Below are 19937 nucleotides of genomic sequence, written 5' to 3'. Positions count from 1 at the left end.
AGTTGTCGTAGGGTCACGAGGGTTGACGTGCGGGGAGTGCGTCGAACCGGTCAACAAAACCACAAAAACAGAACAACGCCAACAGAACGGGTAGACGCGGACGCTGGACCGTCCGCTGGGAGGGGTTCACTTCATGGCGGCGCATTTCGGCAGCAGGCTGCGCAAGGGGGCGGCGAACACCGCCGTGGCCGCGGCAGCGGTCGCGGCCCTGGCCGCGTCCCAGGCTCCGGATGTGACGACCGACGGCGCCGGCAGACAGACCTCCTCCGGCGCGCCCTCGCCCGACGCGCCCGCCGACGACAGCGCGACCGGCAACTCGCCGTACTACACGGACCTGCCGCCGCTGAACAGCCCCACCCCCTCGCCCTCCAGCGGTGCCACCGTCACGCCCGGCGTCACCGGCGAGGCCGCGGCGGGCATACCCGCGACCGTCCTCGACGCCTACAAGAAGGCCGAGGCCACGCTGCGCGAGAAGAAGCCCGGCTGCAACCTGCCGTGGGAACTCCTCGCCGCCATCGGCAAGGTGGAGTCCGGTCAGGCCCGCGGCGGCCGGGTGACCGCCGACGGCACGACCGTCAGCCCGATCCTCGGCCCGCAGCTCAACGGCGTCGGCTTCGCCAACATCAGCGACACGGACGACGGCGCCTACGACGGGGACGCCGCCTACGACCGTGCCGTGGGCCCCATGCAGTTCATCCCGTCCACCTGGGAGTGGGCGGGCCGCGACGGCAACGGCGACGGCAAGAAGGACCCCAACAACATCTACGACGCCGCCCTCGCGGCCGGCCACTACCTGTGCCGCTTCGGCTGGGACCTGTCCACCGACAGCGACCTGCGCAGCGCGATCCTCAGCTACAACAACTCGACGGACTACCTGAACACGGTCCTCTCGTGGCTGGAGTACTACCGCAAGGGCACCCACGAGGTCCCGGACGGCACCGGCCAGCTGCCCTCGGACCGCAGCGACGACCACGCCGGGGCGAGCCCGACGCCGACGCCGCCCGCCACGTCGAAGCCGCCCACGCAGAAGCCCACCACCCCCGCCCCGGGCGGCGGCTCCCAGAAGCCGACCACCCCGCCGACGACGACCCCGCCGCCCACGACTCGGCCGCCCACCACCCCGCCGACCCCGACCGACACGGTGCACCACCTGGACGATGCGGGCACCGAGAAGCTCACCGCCATGGCGGGCGACGCGTTCACCGAGCGGATCAGCACCCGCGCGGAGACCAAGTCCGGCGAGGGCGTCGGCAAGGTCCGGGTCCGCTTCACCATCATCGGCACCACGGACACCACGTTCCCCGGCGGGGAGAAGGTCGCCACGGTCGTCACCAGCAGTGCCGGTGTGGCCGTCGCGCCCGCGCTCCAGGCGGGCGAGAAGACCGGCTCGTTCACCGTCCGCGCCACCGTCGTGGGCCGCTCCATCAGCGGCCTCGACTACACCGCCACGGTCACCGCGCGGGCCGCCGACAAGCTCGCCCGCACCTCCGACACCGCGCTCACCTGTGTCGCGGGCGGCGAGTTCGCCGAACAGGTCCAGGTGAAGGCGACGTACGAGGGCGCCGTCGCGGACGGGGTCGCGGCGACCGCGACGCTGATCAAGTCGGCGGACGACCCGTCGGTCAACGACAAGGGCCCCTACTTCAAGGACGCGGACGGCAAGGCCGTACGCACCCTGACGGGGCTGAAGACCGACGCCGAGGGCCTGCTGACGCTGCCGAAGCTGTACGCGGACGGCACGACCGGCACGTTCCTGCTGCGCCTCACCACCACGGGCGGCGCCACGCTGACCGTGGAGCTGACGGTGACGGCGCCGGAGCCCTCGCCGAGCCCGTCGACGAGCGAGTCGGCCCCGGCCGGCGCGTAACGGCACCTCGGGCGAGGGCGCCCCGGCCGCCGCGGCGGACGGGGCGCCCTCGTCGTGTGTGCGCGACGTGTGTTCTCATCTCGCCCGAGCGTTGCTACGGTGCCCCGACCTGACGATGTATCAGCTGTCGGAGCCGGGAGTCCCGTATGCGCGCCCTGATCGCCGCCGCGACCGGTCTCGCCCTCGCGGTCGCTCTCGTCCTCGCGCTCACCGCCCTCGGCTCCCCGGCGGGCGAGACCTCCCCGAAGCCGCTGCTGACGACCGTGCCCGCACACCCCTGACCCCTAGCAGGGAGGCCGAGATGCGCCGCAAGGCAAGCCTGGTCCTGCTCGCCCTCGCCGTGTTCTGCGCGGCGCTGTCCCCCCTGCTGCGCTGGTACGCCTTCCCCCGGCTGGCCAAGGTCCCGGCGCACCAGTACCAGGAGATGGTCCTGGAGGCGAAGGACGCCACCCTCCTCGACTACGGCACCATGAAGGCCCGCAAGGTCCCCAAGGTCACCATCGTGCAGACCCTCAAGGGCAACGTGGAGGCCTCCGAACGGATCGAGAAGACGGCGGGCCGGGACGTCGTCGTCTGGGACGGCCTGTCGTACGTCCAGGGACCCGACGGAAAGATGGTCTCGAAGATCCCCGAGCGGTACGTCTTCGACGCCCACACCCAGGAACCCGTCCACGCCACTGGCGAGATGGTCGACGGCGACCCGGTGCGCCGCGAGGGCATCGAGTTCAAATGGCCGTTCCTGACCGAAAAACGCGACTACGCGTACTTCGACGCACAAGCGCGCGTGACGGCCCCCATCCACTACAAGGGCACCCAGGACTTCCGCGGCCTGGAGGTCTACTACTTCGAACAGACCATCCCCTGGACCGAGGTGCCGTTCCCCAAGGCCATGCCCGTCGAGGGCATCACCCCCGAATCGGTCGCCGAGACCGGCACCACCCGCTGGTACACCACGGTCCGCAAGTTCTGGGTCGAACCGCTCACCGGAGCCCCCGTCTACGGCGAGGAGATCCACAAAGAGGAACTGCGCGGCGGCACCCTGCTCGGCAGCCGGGAGAAAGTGACGGCGTTCGCCGGGCACGTGAAGATCCGCGAGGACTACATCCGGCACGCCGTGGATCTGGTGCGCTCGAACCGCACCCGGGTGCTCCTGATGACGTCCTACCTGCCCTGGGGCTTCCTGACGCTCGGCGGGCTGCTGCTGTCCCTCTCCCTCTGGCTGGAGGCCCGCGGCCGCCGCCCCGCCGATCCGGCGCCCGCGCGGACCGCCGAGCCCGACCCGCTCATCGTCTGAGCCGCGCGTTGGTGTGCCGGGTCGGCTCCGCCGTGGCGGGGTCCTCGGGCCACGGATGCTTCGGATACCGGCCGCGCAGCTCCGCGCGGACACCCCGGTAGCCGTCCTTCCAGAAGGAGGCGAGGTCCGCCGTGACGGCGGCCGGGCGGCCGGCGGGGGAGAGGAGATGCACCAGCAGCGGCACGCCGGCGACCCGCGGCGACTCCTGGAGGCCGAACATCTCCTGGAGCTTCACCGCGAGCACTGGGCGCTCGGGGTCGGAGTAGTCGATCCGGATTCCGGACCCACTGGGTACCGTGATCCGCTCCGGAGCCAGCTCGTCCAGCCGCGCGGCGTCCCCCGAGGCCCAGGGCAGCAGCCGGCCCAGACACTCCCCGGCGTCGATCCGCGCGAGGTCCGCCCGCCGCCGGGCCCGGCCCAGTTCCGGCTCCAGCCACTCGTCCACGCGCGCGTGGAGCGCGTCGTCGGACACGTCGGGCCAGGGCTCGCCCAGGTGCAGCCGCAGAAAGGCCAGCCGCTGCCGCAGCGCCTCGGCCTCCCGCGACCACCGCAGCAGACCGAACCCCTCCCGCCGCAGCCCGTCGCGCAACGCCTCCCGTACGCGACCGGGCGCGGGCTCCGGAAGAGGCCGTACGGCCAGCTCGACCGCGCCGAGCCGCTCCACCCGCCGCGCGACGACGTCCCCGTCGGCCCAGCGGATCTCGTCCTCCTCGGCCAGCAACGCCCCGGCCGCCCGCCGGGCGATGTCCTCGTCGACGACCGCCGCCAGCTGCACGCGCGCGTGCCCCCGGCCGACGGGCCGGTCGGCCACCGCCACGGCGATCCACGGCGCGCCCCGCACCGCCGAACCCTCACCGAGCTCGGCCCGCGTCCCGGACACCATCAGATACGACCCGCCGTCGACCCGGGCGACCCGCTCCGGGTAGGCGAACGCGGCGACCAGTCCGGTCAGCCGGTCCTCTCCCGCGTTCGTTCGATCACCGGGCGCCGGAGCGATGCTCGCCTGATCGTTCGCGGTATCGCCCGTGCTCGGCTGGTCGATGTCTCCGCCGGCCTCTTGAGCGAGCGCCCGCAGCCGGCGCACCTCCGCGCCCCAGCGGCCCGCGTAGGCGTCACCGCCGCGCCGGGCGGCCCGCAGGGCGCCCGCGAGGTCGTCGCCGTACTCGCGCGGTGGCTCCTCGCTCAGCAGGGCCACGACCTCGGCGGCGCGCTCGGCGCCGACGTGCGGGGCGGCGTCCAGCAGGGCCCGCCCCAGTCGCGGGTGCAGACCGAGGCGGGACAGGCGGACGCCCCGTTCGGTGGCCCGCCCGGCGTCGTCCACCGCGCCGATCGCCGACAGCACGCGCCGCGCCGCCGCCATCGCACCGCCCGGCGGCGGGTCGAGCAGGGCCAGGCCGCTCGCCTCCGGATCGCCCCAGCAGGCGGCCTGGAGCGCGAACGCCGTCAGGTCGGCCACCTGGATCTCCGGAGCCGGGAAACGCGGCAGACGCGCCTCCTCGGCCTCCGCCCAGCACCGGTACACCGCGCCCGGCGCCTCACGCCCGGCGCGCCCGGCCCGCTGCCGCCCCGCCGCCTGGGAGGCCCGTACCGTCGTCAGCGCGCTCAGCCCGCGCGCGTGGTCCACGCGCGGCTCCCGCGCCAGCCCCGAGTCGACGACCACGCGGACCCCGGGGACCGTCAGCGAGGACTCCGCCACCGCCGTCGCCAGCACCACCCGGCGGCGCGTCCCCGGCGCCAGCACCGCGTCCTGCACCGCCGCCGGCGCCCGCCCGTGCACCTGGAGCACCTCGACGTCCCCGAGATCCCCCAGCTGCCCGGCGACCCGGGCGATCTCCCCGACGCCGGGCAGGAAGCACAGCACGTCCCCCGGCCGCTCGGCCAGCGCCCGGCGCACCACCGACGCCACGTGCGTCAGCAGCGCCGGATCCACCCGCGTCCCGTGCGGCGGCCGTACGGGACGGGGAGGCGGCGCCCAGACGGTCTCCACCGGATGGGACACGCCCTCCGCCTCGACCACCGGCGCCCCGCCCAGCAGCCGCGCCCACCCCTCGGCGTCCGTCGTCGCCGACGCGGCCACCAGCCGCAGCTCCGGCCGCAGGGCCTCGCGCACGTCCCACAGGAACGCCGCCACCGTGTCCGCGTCCAGGTGCCGCTCGTGGCACTCGTCGAGCAGCACCACGTCGACCCCGCTCAGCTCCTGGTCGCGCTGGAGCCGCTGCAGCAGCACACCGGTCGTGACGACCTCCACGCGCGCGCGGCGCCCGACCACCCGCTCCCCGCGCACGGTGTAGCCGACGCTCTCGCCGACCCGCTCGCCGAGGAGCCAGGCCATCCGCCGGGCCGCCGCCCGCGCGGCGATCCGGCGGGGCTCGGCCACCACCACCCGCCGCGCGGGCCCCTCGCCCAGCAGCCCCGCCAGCGCCGGCGGCACCAGCGTCGTCTTGCCGGTGCCCGGCGGCGCGACCAGCACGGCGGTGCCGGGCCCCTCCAGGGCGTCGCGCAGCGCGGGCAGGGCACCGCGTACGGGCAGGGCGTCCAGGGCGTCGTAACGGATCACGCCCCTAGTGTCGTACGACGGGAAAGCGGCCCCCACGCGCGCGTGCCCTCACTCTTCGGGGCGAACGCTCAGTCCCGCTCGCACACGAAGATCGCCGTGCCCGGGATCAGGTTCCCGCGCAGCGGCGACCAGCCGCCCCACTCGGCGGTGTTCCACGCGGGCCACTCCGGCTCCACCAGGTCCACCAGCCGGAAACCGGACGCCACGATGTCCCGGACCCGGTCGCCAAGCGTCCTGTGGTGCTCGACGTACACCGCGCGGCCGACCCCGTTCTCGATGTACTGCTCGACGTACGGCGTGCGGTCGAAGTAGGAGCCGGAGACCGACAGGCCCTCCGGGCCCGGCTCGTCCGGGAAGGCCCAGCGGATCGGATGGGTCACCGAGAAGACGAAGCGGCCGCCCGGCCGCAGCACCCGGCGCACCTCCCGCAGCACCTGCCGCGGGTCCGCCACGAACGGCAGCGCCCCGTACGCCGAGCACGCCAGGTCGAAGGAGGCGTCCGCGAAGGGCAGGGCGCTCGCGTCGGCGCACACCAGCGGGAAGGAGCCGCCGATGCGCAGCGCGTGCTGGAGCTGGCGGTGGGAGAGGTCCAGGGCGACCGGACGGGCCCCCTGGCCGGCCAGCCAGCGCGCGCACTGTGCCGCGCCGGCGCCGATCTCCAGGACGTCCTTGCCCTTCAGCTCCTCCGGCGGGCCCAGCAGCTCGGCCTCCACCTCGTCCAGGCCCTCGGGGCCCCACACGAACCGGTCGTCGCCGAGGAACGTGCCGTGCTCGATCTGGTACTCGTCCGCGTTGCGGTCCCACCAGCCCCGGTTGGCCCGGGCGCTCTCGGTGCTCCCGGCGTCACGCCGGGTGGCCTCCGGCTCGGCCGCGTGCTCGGCGGATTCGGGCTCTTGGATGATCGGCTCCCTCGTCGTACTCTTCCGTCCAACCCGTCCCGGCGGTGTCACCGGAGGGGCGCGCCGACGCCTGCGTGGCCTCGGGACCTGTCCGAAATGCGGCTCCGCCGCAGGCGTTTTGTGCCGGGAATGCGGCGATCCGCCCCGGGTGTGCGGCTTCGCGCATTGACCATGCCCGGCCGCCCCCGTATGCTACAAGTTGCGCTGCGGGCCTGCGCACCTCAGACGTAGCAGGCTGCGCTCGCATCTGTTGTATGTCCCCTCGGTTGTCGAGGCGCCAACACCGGTTTTGGCTGGTGAGGCGCTTCCTTGGCTGTCCGGCTTCTGCAGAGCGAAACGGGCTCCCGGCGTAGCAGTACCTACGACTTCAATGTCCGTACCGGAGCCCTTTCCCACATGACGAGCAGCACCGAGACCACCGCCACCACCCCGCAGGTAGCGGTCAACGACATCGGTAACGAGGAAGCATTCCTCGCAGCGATCGACGAGACGATCAAGTACTTCAACGACGGCGACATCGTCGACGGCGTCATCGTGAAGGTCGACCGGGACGAGGTCCTGCTCGACATCGGTTACAAGACCGAAGGTGTCATCCCGAGCCGCGAGCTCTCGATCAAGCACGACGTCGACCCGAACGAGGTCGTCGCCGTCGGCGACGAGATCGAGGCCCTGGTCCTCCAGAAGGAGGACAAGGAAGGCCGCCTGATCCTCTCGAAGAAGCGCGCCCAGTACGAGCGTGCCTGGGGCACCATCGAGAAGATCAAGGAAGAGGACGGCATCGTCACCGGTACCGTCATCGAGGTCGTCAAGGGTGGTCTCATCCTCGACATCGGCCTCCGCGGCTTCCTCCCGGCCTCGCTGGTCGAGATGCGCCGTGTTCGCGACCTCCAGCCGTACGTCGGCAAGGAGCTCGAGGCGAAGATCATCGAGCTGGACAAGAACCGCAACAACGTGGTCCTGTCCCGCCGTGCCTGGCTCGAGCAGACCCAGTCCGAGGTCCGCCAGACGTTCCTCACGACCCTCCAGAAGGGTCAGGTCCGCTCCGGTGTGGTCTCCTCGATCGTCAACTTCGGTGCCTTCGTGGACCTGGGTGGCGTCGACGGTCTGGTCCACGTCTCCGAGCTGTCCTGGAAGCACATCGACCACCCGTCCGAGGTCGTCGAGGTCGGCCAGGAGGTCACCGTCGAGGTCCTCGACGTCGACATGGACCGCGAGCGCGTCTCCCTGTCGCTGAAGGCGACCCAGGAAGACCCGTGGCAGCAGTTCGCCCGCACCCACCAGATCGGCCAGGTCGTGCCCGGCAAGGTCACGAAGCTGGTTCCGTTCGGTGCGTTCGTCCGCGTGGACGAGGGCATCGAGGGTCTGGTCCACATCTCCGAGCTGGCCGAGCGCCACGTGGAGATCCCGGAGCAGGTCGTCCAGGTCAACGACGAGATCTTCGTCAAGGTCATCGACATCGACCTCGAGCGTCGTCGCATCAGCCTCTCGCTGAAGCAGGCCAACGAGTCCTTCGGTGCCGACCCGTCCGCGGTCGAGTTCGACCCGACCCTGTACGGCATGGCCGCGTCCTACGACGACCAGGGCAACTACATCTACCCCGAGGGCTTCGACCCGGAGACCAACGACTGGCTGCCGGGCTACGAGAAGCAGCGCGAGGAGTGGGAGCGCCAGTACGCCGAGGCGCAGGCCCGCTTCGAGCAGCACCAGCAGCAGGTCATCAAGTCCCGCGAGGCGGACGCCGCTGCCGCCGCCGAGGGTGGCGAGGCCGCCGCTCCGGCCGCGACCGGCGGTTCGTACTCCTCCGAGGGTGGCGACCAGTCGGGCGCCCTGGCGTCGGACGAGGCGCTGGCCGCGCTGCGCGAGAAGCTGGCCGGCGGCCAGAGCTGAGCGCAGCCCGCTGAGGGTTGGCCGATAACAGGCCGAGGGCCCGCATCCCATCCGGGGTGCGGGCCCTCGGTGTGTTCGGAAACCGTCGTGCGGCCGTCCCGAGGGCCTCAACGAGGCCACCGCGCGGGGCAGTTACCAGCCAGTTGCCGCCCGACTCGCCCGGATGGGAATGACCGTCTCCTACACCGTGTTGTCCCGTACGAACACGAGGAGGAGCGGTCACTGTGCTAGATCCGCAGGGTTTGTACACGTGGGAGCCGAAGGGCCTGGCCGTCGTCGACATGGCGCTCGCCCAGGAATCGGCCGGTCTTGTCATGCTCTATCACTTCGACGGATACATCGACGCGGGCGAGACCGGCGACCAGATCGTCGACCGGCTCCTCGACTCGCTGCCGCACCAGGTCGTCGCCCGCTTCGACCACGACTGGCTCGTGGACTACCGCGCCCGCCGTCCGCTGCTGACCTTCCGGCGCGACCGCTGGACCGGCTACGAGGAGCCCACGCTCGCCGTCCGGATCGTCCAGGACGCCACCGGCGCGCCCTTCCTGCTGCTGTCGGGCCCCGAGCCGGACGTCGAGTGGGAGCGCTTCGCGGCGGCCGTCGAGCAGATCGTGGAGCGTCTGGGCGTACGCCTGGCCGTGAACTTCCACGGCATCCCCATGGGCGTCCCGCACACCCGCCCGGTGGGCCTCACCCCGCACGGCAACCGGACCGAACTGGTTCCCGGCCACCGCAGCCCCTTCGACGAGGCGCAGGTGCCCGGCAGCGCCGAGTCGCTGGTCGAGTACCGCCTCATGGAGGCCGGGCACGACGTCCTGGGCGTCGCCGCGCACGTCCCGCACTACATCGCCCGCTCGCCGTACCCCGACGCCGCGCTGACCGTCCTGGAGGCCGTCACCGCGGCCACCGGGCTGGTCCTGCCGGGCATCGCGCACTCCCTGCGCACGGACGCGTACCGCACGCAGACCGAGATCGAGCGGCAGATCCGCGAGGGCGACGAGGAGCTGACGGCCCTCGTCCAGGGTCTCGAGCACCAGTACGACGCGGTGGCCGGCGCCGAGACGCGCGGAAACATGCTCGCCGAGCCGGTGGAGATCCCGTCGGCGGACGAGATCGGGCGGGAGTTCGAGCGGTTCCTGGCGGAGCGCGAGGGAGACGGCTGAGCACGGCCCGACGGGGGTGGGGCGGCCGGCGGCCCCCGTCGGCGCCCGCTGTCACCGGCAGGCTCTAAGCTTCCGCTCATGCTGACTGTGGGCCTGACCGGCGGGATCGGCGCCGGCAAGAGTGAGGTGTCGCGGCTGCTCGTGGAGTGCGGTGCCGTGCTGATCGACGCCGACCGCATCGCGCGCGAGGTCGTGGCGCCCGGGACTCCCGGACTCGCCGCGGTCGTCGAGGCCTTCGGCGAGCAGGTGCTGGCCCCGGACGGCAGCCTGGACCGGCCCAAGCTCGGTTCGATCGTCTTCGCGGACCCCGAGAAGCTCGCGGTCCTGAACTCGATCGTGCACCCCCTGGTCGGGGCCCGCTCCCGGGAGCTGGAGGCCGCGGCGGCCGAGGACGCCGTCGTGGTGCACGACGTACCGCTGCTCACGGAGAACGGCCTGGCCCCGCTGTACGACGTGGTGATCGTCGTCGACGCCGCCCCGGAGACCCAGCTCGACCGGCTCGTCCGGCTGCGCGGTATGACCGAGGAGGACGCTCGCGCGCGTATGGCGGCGCAGGCGACCCGGGAGAAGCGCCGGGAGATCGCGGACATCGTGATCGACAACGACGTACCGCTGGAGGAGCTGGAGCGCAGGGTGAAGGACGTGTGGGCCGAGCTGGTCCGCCGGGCCCGCGCGCCGAAGGGTCCGGCTCAGGCGTAGCAGGGCCCGGCTCAGGTGTAGCGGCGCCGCGGCAGGGCGTCGGACCGGGAATAGCCGCCCTGCGCCACGGCGTTGAACGGGTGCAGCAAGGGAAGGAATATGCCGTGCCCGAGACCAGCGGTTCGACCGGACGTACCCCGGAGACGCACGTCATCGACTTCCGTGCCGCCGAGCAGCTGCTCGCCGCACGGGATCCGCGGGGCGCGGTGAAGCTGCTCGACGGAGTCATCGCCGCGCACCCCGAGAACACCGCCGCACGGCTGCTGCGCGCCCGCGCCTTCTTCGCCGCCGCGCAACTGCGCCCGGCCGAGCTGGAGTTCACCATCGTGCTGGAGCGCGAACCGGACAACGCGTTCGCGCACTTCGCGCTCGCCCGCACCTATGAGCGCCAGGGTCGCCCCGACCAGGCCAAGCGCCACTTCCGGCTGGCGGCCGCGCTGGACCCGAACCCGCGGTATCTGAAGGCGGCTCGCTTCGACTAGGACGCGGGCGGACTACCGGCGCCTGTAGTTCTCCGGCGGCCGGTACGGCGGGACGTCGGGACCCGGCTGATAGTGCGGGCCCTGGCGGATGTGCCGGAGGATCACGATCATGTCGATCGTGGCCACCAGCCACAGCACGCCACAGGCGATGGCCCAGCCGATCCGCCCCACCAGGGCGAACGCCGCCGTGCCGAAGATCGCCCAGACCAGCCCCCACACGCTCAGCCAGAAGCGCGCCCGCAGTGCACTGCGCGCGGTCACCGGCTCACTGCCCGTACGCATCGGGATCACCACTCCTCCTTGAAACGTACTCCCGCGTGCCGTTCCGCTCCAGGGCGGCGCCGACCGTCACGGCCAGGGGAGGGCTCCTGTCCCGGCGTCACTCGAACGGGTGGTGTCGCGGCGCGGGGGAACGGGCGTGCGGGGGCGGGCCGTTGGCCGGTCATGGAGCTGAAAATGCGAGCGGGACATCAGGGGACGGGGCCCGGGGCGATCACCCCGGACGGCTGCGCGGTCGAGCTCTACTCACGGCTTCCGGCCGGGCCGGAGCCGGACATCATCACCTCCGCGGTGCCGGCGGGCGCGCGCCTGCTGGAGCTGGGCAGCGGGGTAGGACGGATGACGCACCCGCTGGTCGAGCGGGGGTACCGGGTGACGGCGGTCGACGAGTCCCCGGAGATGCTGGCGCGCGTCCGCGGGGCGCGTACGGTGCTCAGCCCCATCGAGGACCTGGACCTGGGCGAGACGTTCGACGCGGTGCTGCTCGCCTCGTTCCTCGTGCACACCGGGGACGAGGAGGTGCGGCGCGGGCTGCTGCGGACCTGCGTGCGGCACGTGGCGGAGGACGGCTGTGTGCTGATCCAGCGGGAGGGCGAGGACTACCACACCGACGTGCCGCGCGAGCGGGTCGACCCCAGCGGCTTCACCGTGCGGATCGTGTCGTCGGAACCGGTCGGGGAGGGCCTGCGGTCGGTGCGCGCGGAGTACGAGTTCCCGGACGCGACCTGGACCCAGACGTTCCGGGCGAGGCCCCTGACGAAGGAACAGTTCGAGGAGGCACTGGGGGAGGTGGGCCTCAGGGTGGACCGGTATCTGACGGAGGATCGGATATGGGTGAGGGCGGTGCCGGCGGGTCGGTAGGTTCCGCGGACCGCGCGCGGTCGCGCGGCACCTGACGGCCTGTGTGCCGTGCAGGTGCCGCTGGCGGCTGCGGTTGCGGCTGGTGCGGCGGTCGGCATGACCGACCGGTCACTGCCCTCCGGGGCGGCCGCCGAAGCCTCCGAACCCTCCGAGGCCGCGGAGGCGTTCCAGCTCGCGGCGGTCGCGCTTGGTGGGGCGGCCCGCGCCGCGGTCGCGGATGCCGGCGGGGGCCACGGCCTCGCGGGGCGGGGGCGGCGGGCTGTTGTCGATATAGCACTGGACGGCGACCGGGGCACCGACCCGCTTGCGGATCAGGCGTTTGACCACGACGACCCGCTCGCGGCCCTCATGCCGCAGGCGCACCTCGTCGCCGATCCGTACGGCGTGGGCGGGCTTGACCCGCTCGCCGTTCACCCGGACATGCCCGCCCTTGCAGGCGGCGGCGCCGAGCGAGCGGGTCTTGACCAGCCGTACCGACCAGATCCAGCTGTCGATCCGCACGGTCTCCCCGTTCGCCGGGCCGGCGGCCTCGGCGGCGGCGATCGCGGCGGCGACCTTGGGGTCCGGGGCGGCCGTGGGGTCTGGGGCCTCCGTGGGGTCTGGGGCGGCCTGGGGGTCCGGACCGGTCCTGGGCTCCGCACCGGCGTTCGGGTCCCCGGCGTCGGAGCCTTCGGCCCGGGCCTCACCGGAGCCGACGCCGTTCCCCCTCGCCCCGCCTCCGCCCTGGGACGACGTCACGGCGGGGTCCGGAGCGTCGGCCTGCGAGCGCGCCGGCTCCCGGTCGGCGACCGGCGAGCTGTCCGGTCCCTCCGCGTGGCCCGCCCCGGCGGTGCGCTCCGGCACGCCCTCAGGCGCCCCGACCTCGAGGGCACGGCGCTCTGACGCGTCCCACGGCCCGGCGGCCGCTGTGGTGCCGCGCCCGTCCGCGCTCCGTCGGCGGTTCCCGTGGCGGCCGTCGCCCCTGTTCCTGTCCGTACGCTCGGAAGCCATGCCCCGACCTTAACGCCGCGCCCGTACCGTTGAGGCATGGACAGCCTGGCCGACCTGGACGCGCGGATTGCGGGGTGTGCGGCGTGCCCACGGCTGGTCGACTGGCGGGAGGAGGTGGCCCGCACCAAGCGCGCCGCCTTCGCCGACTGGACGTACTGGGGCCGCCCCGTCCCGGGATTCGGGCCGGCGGACGCCCGGCTGCTGATCGTCGGCCTCGCCCCGGCCGCGCACGGAGGCAACCGCACCGGCCGGATGTTCACCGGCGACCGCTCGGGCGATGTGCTGTACCAGGCGCTGTACGACGTGGGGCTCGCCTCGCAGCCCACCTCCGTGCGCGCCGACGACGGCCTGGAGCTGTACGGCGTCCGCGTCACCGCGCCCGTGCACTGCGCTCCGCCCGCCAACAAACCGACCCCCGGCGAGCGGGACACCTGCCGCCCCTGGCTCGTCCAGGAGCTGCGGCTGCTGCGCCCGACCCTGCGGTCCGTGGTCGTCCTCGGCGCCTTCGGCTGGCAGGCCGCGCTGCCCGCCTTCGCGGAGGCGGGGTGGACGGTGCCGAGGCCGCGCCCCGCGTTCGCACACGGCACGCATGTCCGGCTCGCGGACTCCGGCGACCCCCGTGGAGCCGAGGGCTCCGGCGGCCTCGATCTCTTCGGCTGCTTCCACGTCAGCCAGCGCAACACCTTCACCGGCCGGCTCACCCCCGCGATGCTGCGCGAGGTGCTGCGCACGGCGGCGACCGCGGCCGGACTGCCGTACCGGAGTCGATCCGGACGGCCGTACCGCACTCCGCGCACACCGCCATACCGCACGTAGACCCGTACAGCCGTACCGGAAAAGGAGACGACACGACGACCTCTGCGGCGTTAGCTTCCTCGGATGCCTCTCTACCCGGAGATCGAACCGTACGACCACGGCATGCTCGACGTCGGCGACGGCAACCACGTCTACTGGGAGACCAGCGGAAACCCGCACGGCAAGCCCGCGCTCGTGCTGCACGGCGGGCCCGGTTCCGGCAGCCTGCCTTACTTCCGGCGCCTCTTCGACCCCGCCGCCTACCGCATCGTCCAGCTCGACCAGCGCGGCTGCGGGCGCTCGACGCCGCATGCGAGCGCGTACGAGACCGACATGAGCGTCAACACGACGGCTCATGTCCTGGCGGATCTGGAACTGCTGCGCCGGCACCTCGGGATCGAGCGGTGGCTGGTGTGGGGCGGGTCGTGGGGGTCGGTGCTCGGGCTGCGGTACGCGCAGACGCACCCCGGAGTGGTCTCGGAACTGGTGCTCACCGGGATCGCCACCGGCTCGACCCCCGAAGTGACCCTGCTGACCAGGGGGTTGGGGAAAATCTTCCCCGAGGCCTTCGAACGGTTCGTCTCCCTGGTGCCCGAGGACGAGCGGGACGGCAATCTCGCCGCCGCGTACAACCGGCTGCTGGAGTCCCCGGACCCGGAGGTGCGGGAGCGGGCGGCACGCGGCTGGACCGACTGGGAGACGGCGACCATCCCCGCTCCGCCGCGCTCGGTGGAGCGCTATGAGGACCCGGTGTTTCGCATGGGGTTCGCGCGGACCGTGACGCACTACTGGGGCAACGACCACTTCCTCGGCGAGGGCAACGACGAGGGGGTCGTGCTGCGCGACGCCCACCTGCTGAAGGGCATCCCCGGCACCCTCGTCCAGGGCGCCCTCGACTTCGGCAACCTCCTCGGCGTCTCCTGGCGCCTGCACCAGGCCTGGCCCGGCAGCGAACTGCGGATCGTGGACCAGGCCGGGCACAGCGCGGGCGCGCCCGGCATCGCGGATCTGCTGGTCGCGGCGACGGACGCGTACGCCCGGCGCTAGCGGGCCGGAGCCCGTCTCGGAGCTGCCTCAGGCGAGGTCCCCGAAGAGGTGCCGCACGGTCGACCGGTAGTTCGCCCGTACGTGGTCCAGGGCGTGGGCGCGGGCGCGGTCCGGGTCGCCTGAGGCGATCGCCTCGTACAGATCCCGGTGTTCGGTGAGGAGCTGCGGCCATTCCTCGTTCTGCCGGGTGAGCCAGCGCAGGCGGCCGTCGACCGGCTCCATGACCGAGATCAGCAGGCTGTTGCCGGCCATGGCGAGAACGCGGTCGTGGAAGCGGGTGTTGATGTCGGTGATCGTCTCCGCGTCCCCGGCCTCGGTCGCCCGTGCCGCGCTCTCCAGCAGCTCGCGCAGCTCGGCCAGCTCCTCCGGGGTGGCGCGTGACGCGGCGAGGCCGGCCGCGTAGACCTCCAGCGCCTCGCGGAGCTCGAAGAGTTCCTTGACGTCGTCCGGGGTGAGCCGCCGCACCACGGTGCGGCGTGGCGTCTCGAAGTGGACGAACCCCTCGGCGACCAGGGCGCGGATCGCCTCGCGGACCGGCACCCGGGAGACACCGAAGCGCTCGGCCAGCTCCCGTTCGACCAGCCGGTCGCCCGGGCGGAGGCGGCCCGCGATGATCTCCTGCCGCAGTCCGGCCAGGACCCGCTCGCGGACCGCGCCGAGGGGTTCGATCTTCGTCATGGAGCCATCTTCGCCGACTCCGGTGGCGTTTTACGGAGCGTTTACGGCCACGACATCGGTCCGAACGGTTGACGAGGGGACCATGAGCGCAGTTTGGTATACCAAACGGCCGCTCATCCGGTCGCGTACTCACCGTTCCGACCGCAGTCCTCCGCTCCCTCGTCCCTGGAGGCCCCGTGTCCCTGGCCGACCGTGCCGACGCCACCGGCACCGCCGCGTTCGTCCCCGACCCCCGGCTCACCAACGAAGACCTGGCCCCGGCCGGCAAGCGCAACTGGAAGGTCTTCGACCTCTTCGCGATGTGGATGTCCGACGTCCACAACCTCGGCAACTACACCTTCGCCGCGGGACTGCTCTTCCTCGGCATGAATGTCTGGCAGATCTTCACGTCCCTGCTGATCGGGTTCGTGATCATCTACATCGGCATGAACTGGATGGGGAAGATCGGCCAGCGCCACGGCGTGCCCTTCCCCGTCGTCAGCCGGATCTCCTTCGGCGTCTGGGGCGCCAACATCCCCGCGCTGATCAGGGCCGTCATCGCCATCATGTGGTACGGCATCCAGACCTATCTCGCCTCCGTCGCCGTGAACGTGATGCTGCTGGCGGCCTGGCCGGGGCTGGAGTCGTGGACGCACAGCTCGTTCCTCGGGCTGGACGCGCTCGGCTGGATCTCGTTCATCGCGCTCTGGCTGATCCAGGCGCTGATCATCAGTCAGGGCATGGAGTCCGTGCGGAAGTTCCAGGACTTCTGCGGCCCGGCGATCTGGCTGGTGATGATCGCGCTGGCCGTGTGGATTCTGGCCAAGGCCGACTGGACCATCTCCCTCACCACCACCCCGCACCCGGTGTCCGTCGGCGAACAGTGGCGCCAGTGGTTCGGCGCGGTCGGTCTGGTCCTCGCCACCTACGGCACCCTGATGCTCAACTTCTGTGACTTCTCCCGCTTCGCCCCCGACTACCGCACGGTCCGGCGCGGCAACTTCTGGGGCCTGCCGGTCAATTCGACCGCCTTTGTGATCGTCTCGGTCATCGTCACCGCCGGCGCCTACGAGGTGTTCGGCAAGGAGATCACCGACCCGGCGTATCTCGTCGCCGAGATCGGGAACACCTGGGTGCTGGTGCTCGGCGCGCTGACCTTCGCCATCGCCACCATGGGCGTCAACATCGTCGCCAACTTCGTCTCACCGGCGTACGACCTCGCCAACGTCTGGCCGCAGAAGATCACCTTCAAGGTCGGCGGCATGATCAGCACGGTCGCCGCGCTGGTGGTCACCCCCTGGAACCTCTTCTCCAACCCGACCGTCGTGAACTACTTCCTCGGCGGCCTCGGCGCCTTCCTCGGCCCGCTGTTCGGCGTGATCATGGTCGACTACTGCTGGGTCAAGCGCGGCCGTATCGAGGCGAACGACCTGTTCTCCGCCGCCCCCGGCTCCCGCTACTACTACCGCAAGGGCGTCAACCCCAAGGCGCTGTGGGCGTTCCTGCCGTCGGCGGCGGTCGCCGCGGTGCTCGCCCTGGTGAAGGCCTTCGGCCCGGTGGCCCCGTACTCCTGGTTCATCGGCACCGCCCTCGCGGCGGGGCTGTACGCGGCGCTGTGCCGGTCCGAGCGGCGTGGGGCGGAGGGCTGAGCGGCGTGCGGATCGTCGTCACCAACTGCAACACCACGCAGGAGATGACCGAGGAGATCGTACGAGGTGCCCGGGCCGCCGCAGGCCCGGGCACCACCGTGACCGGACTGACCCCCGGCTGGGGACCGGAGTCCGCGGAGGGCTGGCTCGACAGCTATCTGTCGGCCGCCGCCGTGCTCGACACCCTGCGGACGTACGACGGACCGCCCTACGACGCCGTCGTCATGGCCGGGTTCGGGGAGCACGGCCGCGAAGGCGTACGGGAACTGGTCGACGTCCCGGTCGTCGACATCACGGAGGCCGCCGCGCACCTGGCCTGTCTGCTCGGACGGCGCTACGGCGTGGTGACCACCCTGGAGCGGTCGCGCGGCCAGATCGAGGACAGCCTGGAGACGGCCGGCGTCGCCCGCAACTGCGTCGCCGTGATCGGCACCGGGCTCGGCGTGCTGGACCTCGGCGACGGCGAGCGCACCCGGGCGGCGTTCCTCGCCGCCGCCGAACGGGCGCGGGAGGCCGGGGCCGAGGTGCTGGTCCTCGGCTGCGCCGGCATGACCGGACTCCAGCGGACGGTCGCTCAGAAGCTGGGCCTCCCGGTCGTCGACGGGGTGGGAGCGGCGGTGAAGCTCGCCGAGTCGCTGGTGGCGCTGGGGCTGACGACCAGTCGCGCGGGCAGCTACGCGGCGCCGCTGCCCAAGCGCCGGGTCTGGGGACCGCCCGGCGGCGCCTGATCCGGCCGCCAGACATACCGCACGTCCGGCTCCCGCTCCTCGTTTGCCGCGCCGTCCGTCCACTCGACCGCGACGAAGCCATGACGCTCGTAGAAGCGGTGGGCGGGCGTGTTGACCTGGAAGGTCCACAGGTCGAGGCCCCGCGGCCGGCGTTCCTTGGCCAGGGTGACGAACCGGTCGCCGAGGCCGCGGCCGCGCCAGTCCGGGTCGAGGTACAGCTGCGACAGCTCCACCTCGTCGAGCACCATGACCCCGACGACCCCCGTCCCGTCCGCCGCCTCCGCCACCCAGGTCTCCTGCCGCGGCACCACGACGTGCCGGAACCAGCCGCGGACCTCGTCGTCGGAGTGGGCCCGTACGACACCCGGCAGGGCGGCGGCGAAGGAGCGGAGCCAGACGTCGGCGGCGGGACGGGCGTCGGGGGCGGCGGCGCGGCGCAGGGCGACTGACGGTGTCACGGCCGTATCTCCTCCGGAACGACGGCGGTGGCCGTGATCTCCACGAGCTGCCCGGTGTAGCCGAGGCACGCCACGCCGATCAGGGTCGACGAGTGGGGGCCGACGCTCAGCCCGGACGCCTCCACCACGTCCCAGACCTCGGAGAGCACCGCGGGCTCAGCGCTCACCACGTACACATCGGTCGCCACCACCCGCGTCAAGTCGCTGCCGACCGCGTGCAGTTGCCGTTCGAGATTTGCGATCACCTGCCGCGCCTGCCGCACGGGATCGCCCTCGCCGACCAGCTTCCCGTCGGCGTCCAGCGGAACGGCCCCGGCTAGAAACGCCAGCTTCGTGCCGGCCTCGACGACGGAGGCGTGGGAGTACCGCGGAGGCGGGAAGAGGTCGGAGACGGTGACGCGCTGGATCACGAGCGCTCCTGGGTCTGTGGGGTCGGACGGCGTGCCATCAGTCGATCATCCGCGCATCGGGCCGCGCCCGCACGCGAATTCGGCCGGGGTTGCCGCGCCGGCGCACCTCGTCCTGTCCGGCGCCGGGCGTGCCGGGGCGGCGATGGGCTCGTCGCCTGCGCAGGGCCGTGGTCCGCGCGGCGGCGGAACGCCGTGCGGCGGCGGCCGCGACCGCGCGGAACTCGTCGCCGCGCTCGGCTGCTTCGACGCGCTCGACGCGATAGAGGCGGATCTGCCAGGCGGTGCGGAGCAGCGGATGGGGGCGCAGCAGGTCGGGCTCGCCGAGGAGTTGGCGCACCAGCGCGGCGGTCCATCCGCGCGCCCGCAGCCCGGCCATGGACAGGTGCGTCCGGACCGGCTGCGGCCTTTGCGGCTCCTGCGGCCTCTGCGGCCGGCCGTCGCGAGGCATGTCCTGCGTCGTCATCACTCATCCCCCTGTCGTCATCACACTGCGTGATGACTCCATTGATAACGCGCCCCACTGACAATCGAGGCAGCCGGGCCCTCAGGCCGCCCTCAGGAACCGCTCCCGGCCGCCCGCGTCCTCAGCTCCCGGAGCCGTCAGGACCCCTCTGACCTGCGGGGGGGTGCCCAATCCGCCCCCCGCGCCCGGGGATCGGGGCGCCGGAAGGTCGATCAGATCGCTGACACCCGCGACCTCCTGCAGGGTGCGGGCCAGGGAGACCAGCGTCTGGCGGACCTCGCCGATGGCGGTGCGCAGGGCGTCGGCGTGCTCCCAGGAGCGTTCCCAGGCGACGGGGTCGTGGTCCTCGGGCCGCTGGGACTCGTACGCGGCCAGACGCGGATGCCAGGAGGCGAGCAGGGGCCGCAGCACGCGGTTGAGGACCGTGACCGAGAGGACGCCGAAGCTGACGTGGCCGGGGGCCAGGGGAGGGGCGACCTCAGGGCCGTAGCGGCGCAGTATCTCGCGGGTGGTGTTGAAGAAGGTGTAGAGCGAGGACAGGGCCTCGCGCAGGAAGCCCTCCTCGGGGTCGAGTTCCTCGACCGAGACCCGGGTGACCAGTTCCAGGTACAGCTCCCAGGCCGCGCTGCGCTCCGCGTCGGCCGGCTCCCAGGTGCCGGATATCTGGCCGACGAACGGGATCGTCAGCGTCGCCGTGATCTGCGACGGGCCGCCCGGCCCCCGCCGCCTGCGCTGCCTGTGTCTCATGATCG

General features: G+C 72.5%; 20 protein-coding genes and 1 pseudogene. 12 read left to right on the top strand and 9 right to left on the bottom strand.

Going from position 1 to position 19937, the window contains the following annotated elements; genetic code table 11:
- Positions 1-133: 133 nt before the first annotated feature.
- The 3 genes from ACZ42A_RS00305 (at position 134) to pgfA (ending at position 3161) form a co-directional block, all read left to right on the top strand.
- Positions 134-1867, top strand: a complete 1734-nt coding sequence (locus ACZ42A_RS00305; RefSeq protein ID WP_468524868.1) for a lytic transglycosylase domain-containing protein — start codon at positions 134-136, stop codon at positions 1865-1867.
- A 146-nt stretch (positions 1868-2013) separates the two neighbouring features.
- Positions 2014-2148, top strand: a complete 135-nt coding sequence (locus tag ACZ42A_RS00300) for an SPW_0924 family protein (RefSeq protein WP_468524867.1) — start codon at positions 2014-2016, stop codon at positions 2146-2148.
- A 20-nt stretch (positions 2149-2168) separates the two neighbouring features.
- On the top strand, positions 2169-3161 hold the full coding sequence (gene pgfA / locus ACZ42A_RS00295; RefSeq protein ID WP_468524866.1) for a cell envelope lipid trafficking protein PgfA: 993 nt from the start codon (positions 2169-2171) through the stop codon (positions 3159-3161).
- On the opposite strand, the gene hrpB is transcribed toward pgfA, so the two are convergent.
- Both hrpB and ACZ42A_RS00285 read right to left on the bottom strand, forming a co-directional pair.
- Positions 3151-5718, bottom strand: a complete 2568-nt coding sequence (gene hrpB / locus ACZ42A_RS00290) for an ATP-dependent helicase HrpB (protein WP_468524865.1) — start codon at positions 5716-5718, stop codon at positions 3151-3153. The genes pgfA and hrpB overlap by 11 nt on opposite strands.
- Before the next feature lie 68 nt (positions 5719-5786).
- Positions 5787-6668 (bottom strand): class I SAM-dependent methyltransferase, encoded by an 882-nt coding sequence (locus ACZ42A_RS00285; RefSeq protein ID WP_468524864.1) that lies wholly within the window; start codon positions 6666-6668, stop codon positions 5787-5789.
- A 345-nt stretch (positions 6669-7013) separates the two neighbouring features.
- Here ACZ42A_RS00285 and rpsA point away from each other — a divergent pair, with 345 nt between their 5' ends.
- The 4 genes from rpsA (at position 7014) to ACZ42A_RS00265 (ending at position 10848) form a co-directional block, all read left to right on the top strand.
- Positions 7014-8504, top strand: a complete 1491-nt coding sequence (gene rpsA, locus ACZ42A_RS00280) for a 30S ribosomal protein S1 (protein ID WP_330340677.1) — start codon at positions 7014-7016, stop codon at positions 8502-8504.
- Between the two features lie 224 nt (positions 8505-8728).
- Positions 8729-9667 carry a PAC2 family protein gene (locus ACZ42A_RS00275; RefSeq protein WP_468524863.1) on the top strand — a complete coding sequence of 313 codons (939 nt, stop codon included), beginning with the start codon at positions 8729-8731 and terminating at the stop codon, positions 9665-9667.
- A 78-nt stretch (positions 9668-9745) separates the two neighbouring features.
- On the top strand, positions 9746-10366 hold the full coding sequence (coaE, locus tag ACZ42A_RS00270; RefSeq protein WP_468524862.1) for a dephospho-CoA kinase: 621 nt from the start codon (positions 9746-9748) through the stop codon (positions 10364-10366).
- Positions 10367-10470: 104 nt separating this feature from the next.
- A complete protein-coding gene (locus ACZ42A_RS00265) occupies positions 10471-10848 on the top strand; it encodes a tetratricopeptide repeat protein (protein WP_468524861.1) in 378 nt (125 codons plus the stop codon).
- Between the two features lie 12 nt (positions 10849-10860).
- Here ACZ42A_RS00265 and ACZ42A_RS00260 read toward each other — a convergent pair whose 3' ends face one another.
- Positions 10861-11130 carry a DUF6343 family protein gene (locus ACZ42A_RS00260; RefSeq protein WP_468524860.1) on the bottom strand — a complete coding sequence of 90 codons (270 nt, stop codon included), beginning with the start codon at positions 11128-11130 and terminating at the stop codon, positions 10861-10863.
- A 174-nt stretch (positions 11131-11304) separates the two neighbouring features.
- Between ACZ42A_RS00260 and ACZ42A_RS00255 the strand changes: the two genes are divergently transcribed.
- A complete protein-coding gene (locus tag ACZ42A_RS00255; protein WP_468524859.1) occupies positions 11305-11988 on the top strand; it encodes a class I SAM-dependent methyltransferase in 684 nt (227 codons plus the stop codon).
- Positions 11989-12096: 108 nt separating this feature from the next.
- On the opposite strand, the pseudogene ACZ42A_RS00250 reads toward ACZ42A_RS00255, so the two are convergent.
- A pseudogene (locus ACZ42A_RS00250) lies at positions 12097-12564 on the bottom strand (RNA-binding S4 domain-containing protein); the annotation flags it as partial.
- Between the two features lie 450 nt (positions 12565-13014).
- On the opposite strand from ACZ42A_RS00250, the gene ACZ42A_RS00245 reads away from it, so the two are divergent.
- Together ACZ42A_RS00245 and pip are read left to right on the top strand one after the other, a co-directional pair.
- Positions 13015-13794: a uracil-DNA glycosylase gene (locus tag ACZ42A_RS00245; RefSeq protein WP_468524858.1), complete on the top strand. Its 780-nt coding sequence runs from the start codon at positions 13015-13017 to the stop codon at positions 13792-13794.
- A gap of 63 nt (positions 13795-13857) precedes the next feature.
- Entirely contained in the window at positions 13858-14820 is a 963-nt protein-coding gene (gene pip / locus ACZ42A_RS00240; protein ID WP_468524857.1) for a prolyl aminopeptidase, read from the top strand.
- Positions 14821-14847: 27 nt separating this feature from the next.
- Here the strand turns inward: pip and ACZ42A_RS00235 are convergent, their stop codons facing one another.
- Positions 14848-15498, bottom strand: a complete 651-nt coding sequence (locus ACZ42A_RS00235) for a GntR family transcriptional regulator (protein ID WP_468524856.1) — start codon at positions 15496-15498, stop codon at positions 14848-14850.
- 176 nt (positions 15499-15674) lie between these two features.
- Here ACZ42A_RS00235 and ACZ42A_RS00230 point away from each other — a divergent pair, with 176 nt between their 5' ends.
- Both ACZ42A_RS00230 and ACZ42A_RS00225 read left to right on the top strand, forming a co-directional pair.
- Positions 15675-17126 carry an NCS1 family nucleobase:cation symporter-1 gene (locus tag ACZ42A_RS00230; RefSeq protein ID WP_468524855.1) on the top strand — a complete coding sequence of 484 codons (1452 nt, stop codon included), beginning with the start codon at positions 15675-15677 and terminating at the stop codon, positions 17124-17126.
- Between the two features lie 5 nt (positions 17127-17131).
- Entirely contained in the window at positions 17132-17854 is a 723-nt protein-coding gene (locus ACZ42A_RS00225) for an aspartate/glutamate racemase family protein (RefSeq protein ID WP_468524854.1), read from the top strand.
- Here ACZ42A_RS00225 and ACZ42A_RS00220 read toward each other — a convergent pair.
- The 4 genes from ACZ42A_RS00220 to ACZ42A_RS00205 form a co-directional block, all read right to left on the bottom strand.
- A complete protein-coding gene (locus ACZ42A_RS00220) occupies positions 17800-18312 on the bottom strand; it encodes a GNAT family N-acetyltransferase (RefSeq protein ID WP_468524853.1) in 513 nt (170 codons plus the stop codon). The two genes, ACZ42A_RS00225 and ACZ42A_RS00220, sit on opposite strands and share 55 nt — an antisense overlap.
- Entirely contained in the window at positions 18309-18722 is a 414-nt protein-coding gene (locus tag ACZ42A_RS00215; RefSeq protein WP_468524852.1) for a RidA family protein, read from the bottom strand. The genes ACZ42A_RS00220 and ACZ42A_RS00215 overlap by 4 nt, the downstream gene beginning before the upstream one ends.
- Before the next feature lie 37 nt (positions 18723-18759).
- Complete coding sequence (locus ACZ42A_RS00210) at positions 18760-19185, bottom strand: hypothetical protein (protein ID WP_468524851.1); 426 nt, start codon at positions 19183-19185, stop codon at positions 18760-18762.
- A gap of 81 nt (positions 19186-19266) precedes the next feature.
- Positions 19267-19932: a hypothetical protein gene (locus ACZ42A_RS00205; protein ID WP_468524850.1), complete on the bottom strand. Its 666-nt coding sequence runs from the start codon at positions 19930-19932 to the stop codon at positions 19267-19269.
- Positions 19933-19937: the final 5 nt, after the last annotated feature.

Source organism: Streptomyces sp. NPDC030838 (assembly GCF_055572035.1).
Note: the sequence above shows the minus strand (reverse complement) of the source record. Positions and strands in the feature narration are given on the sequence as shown.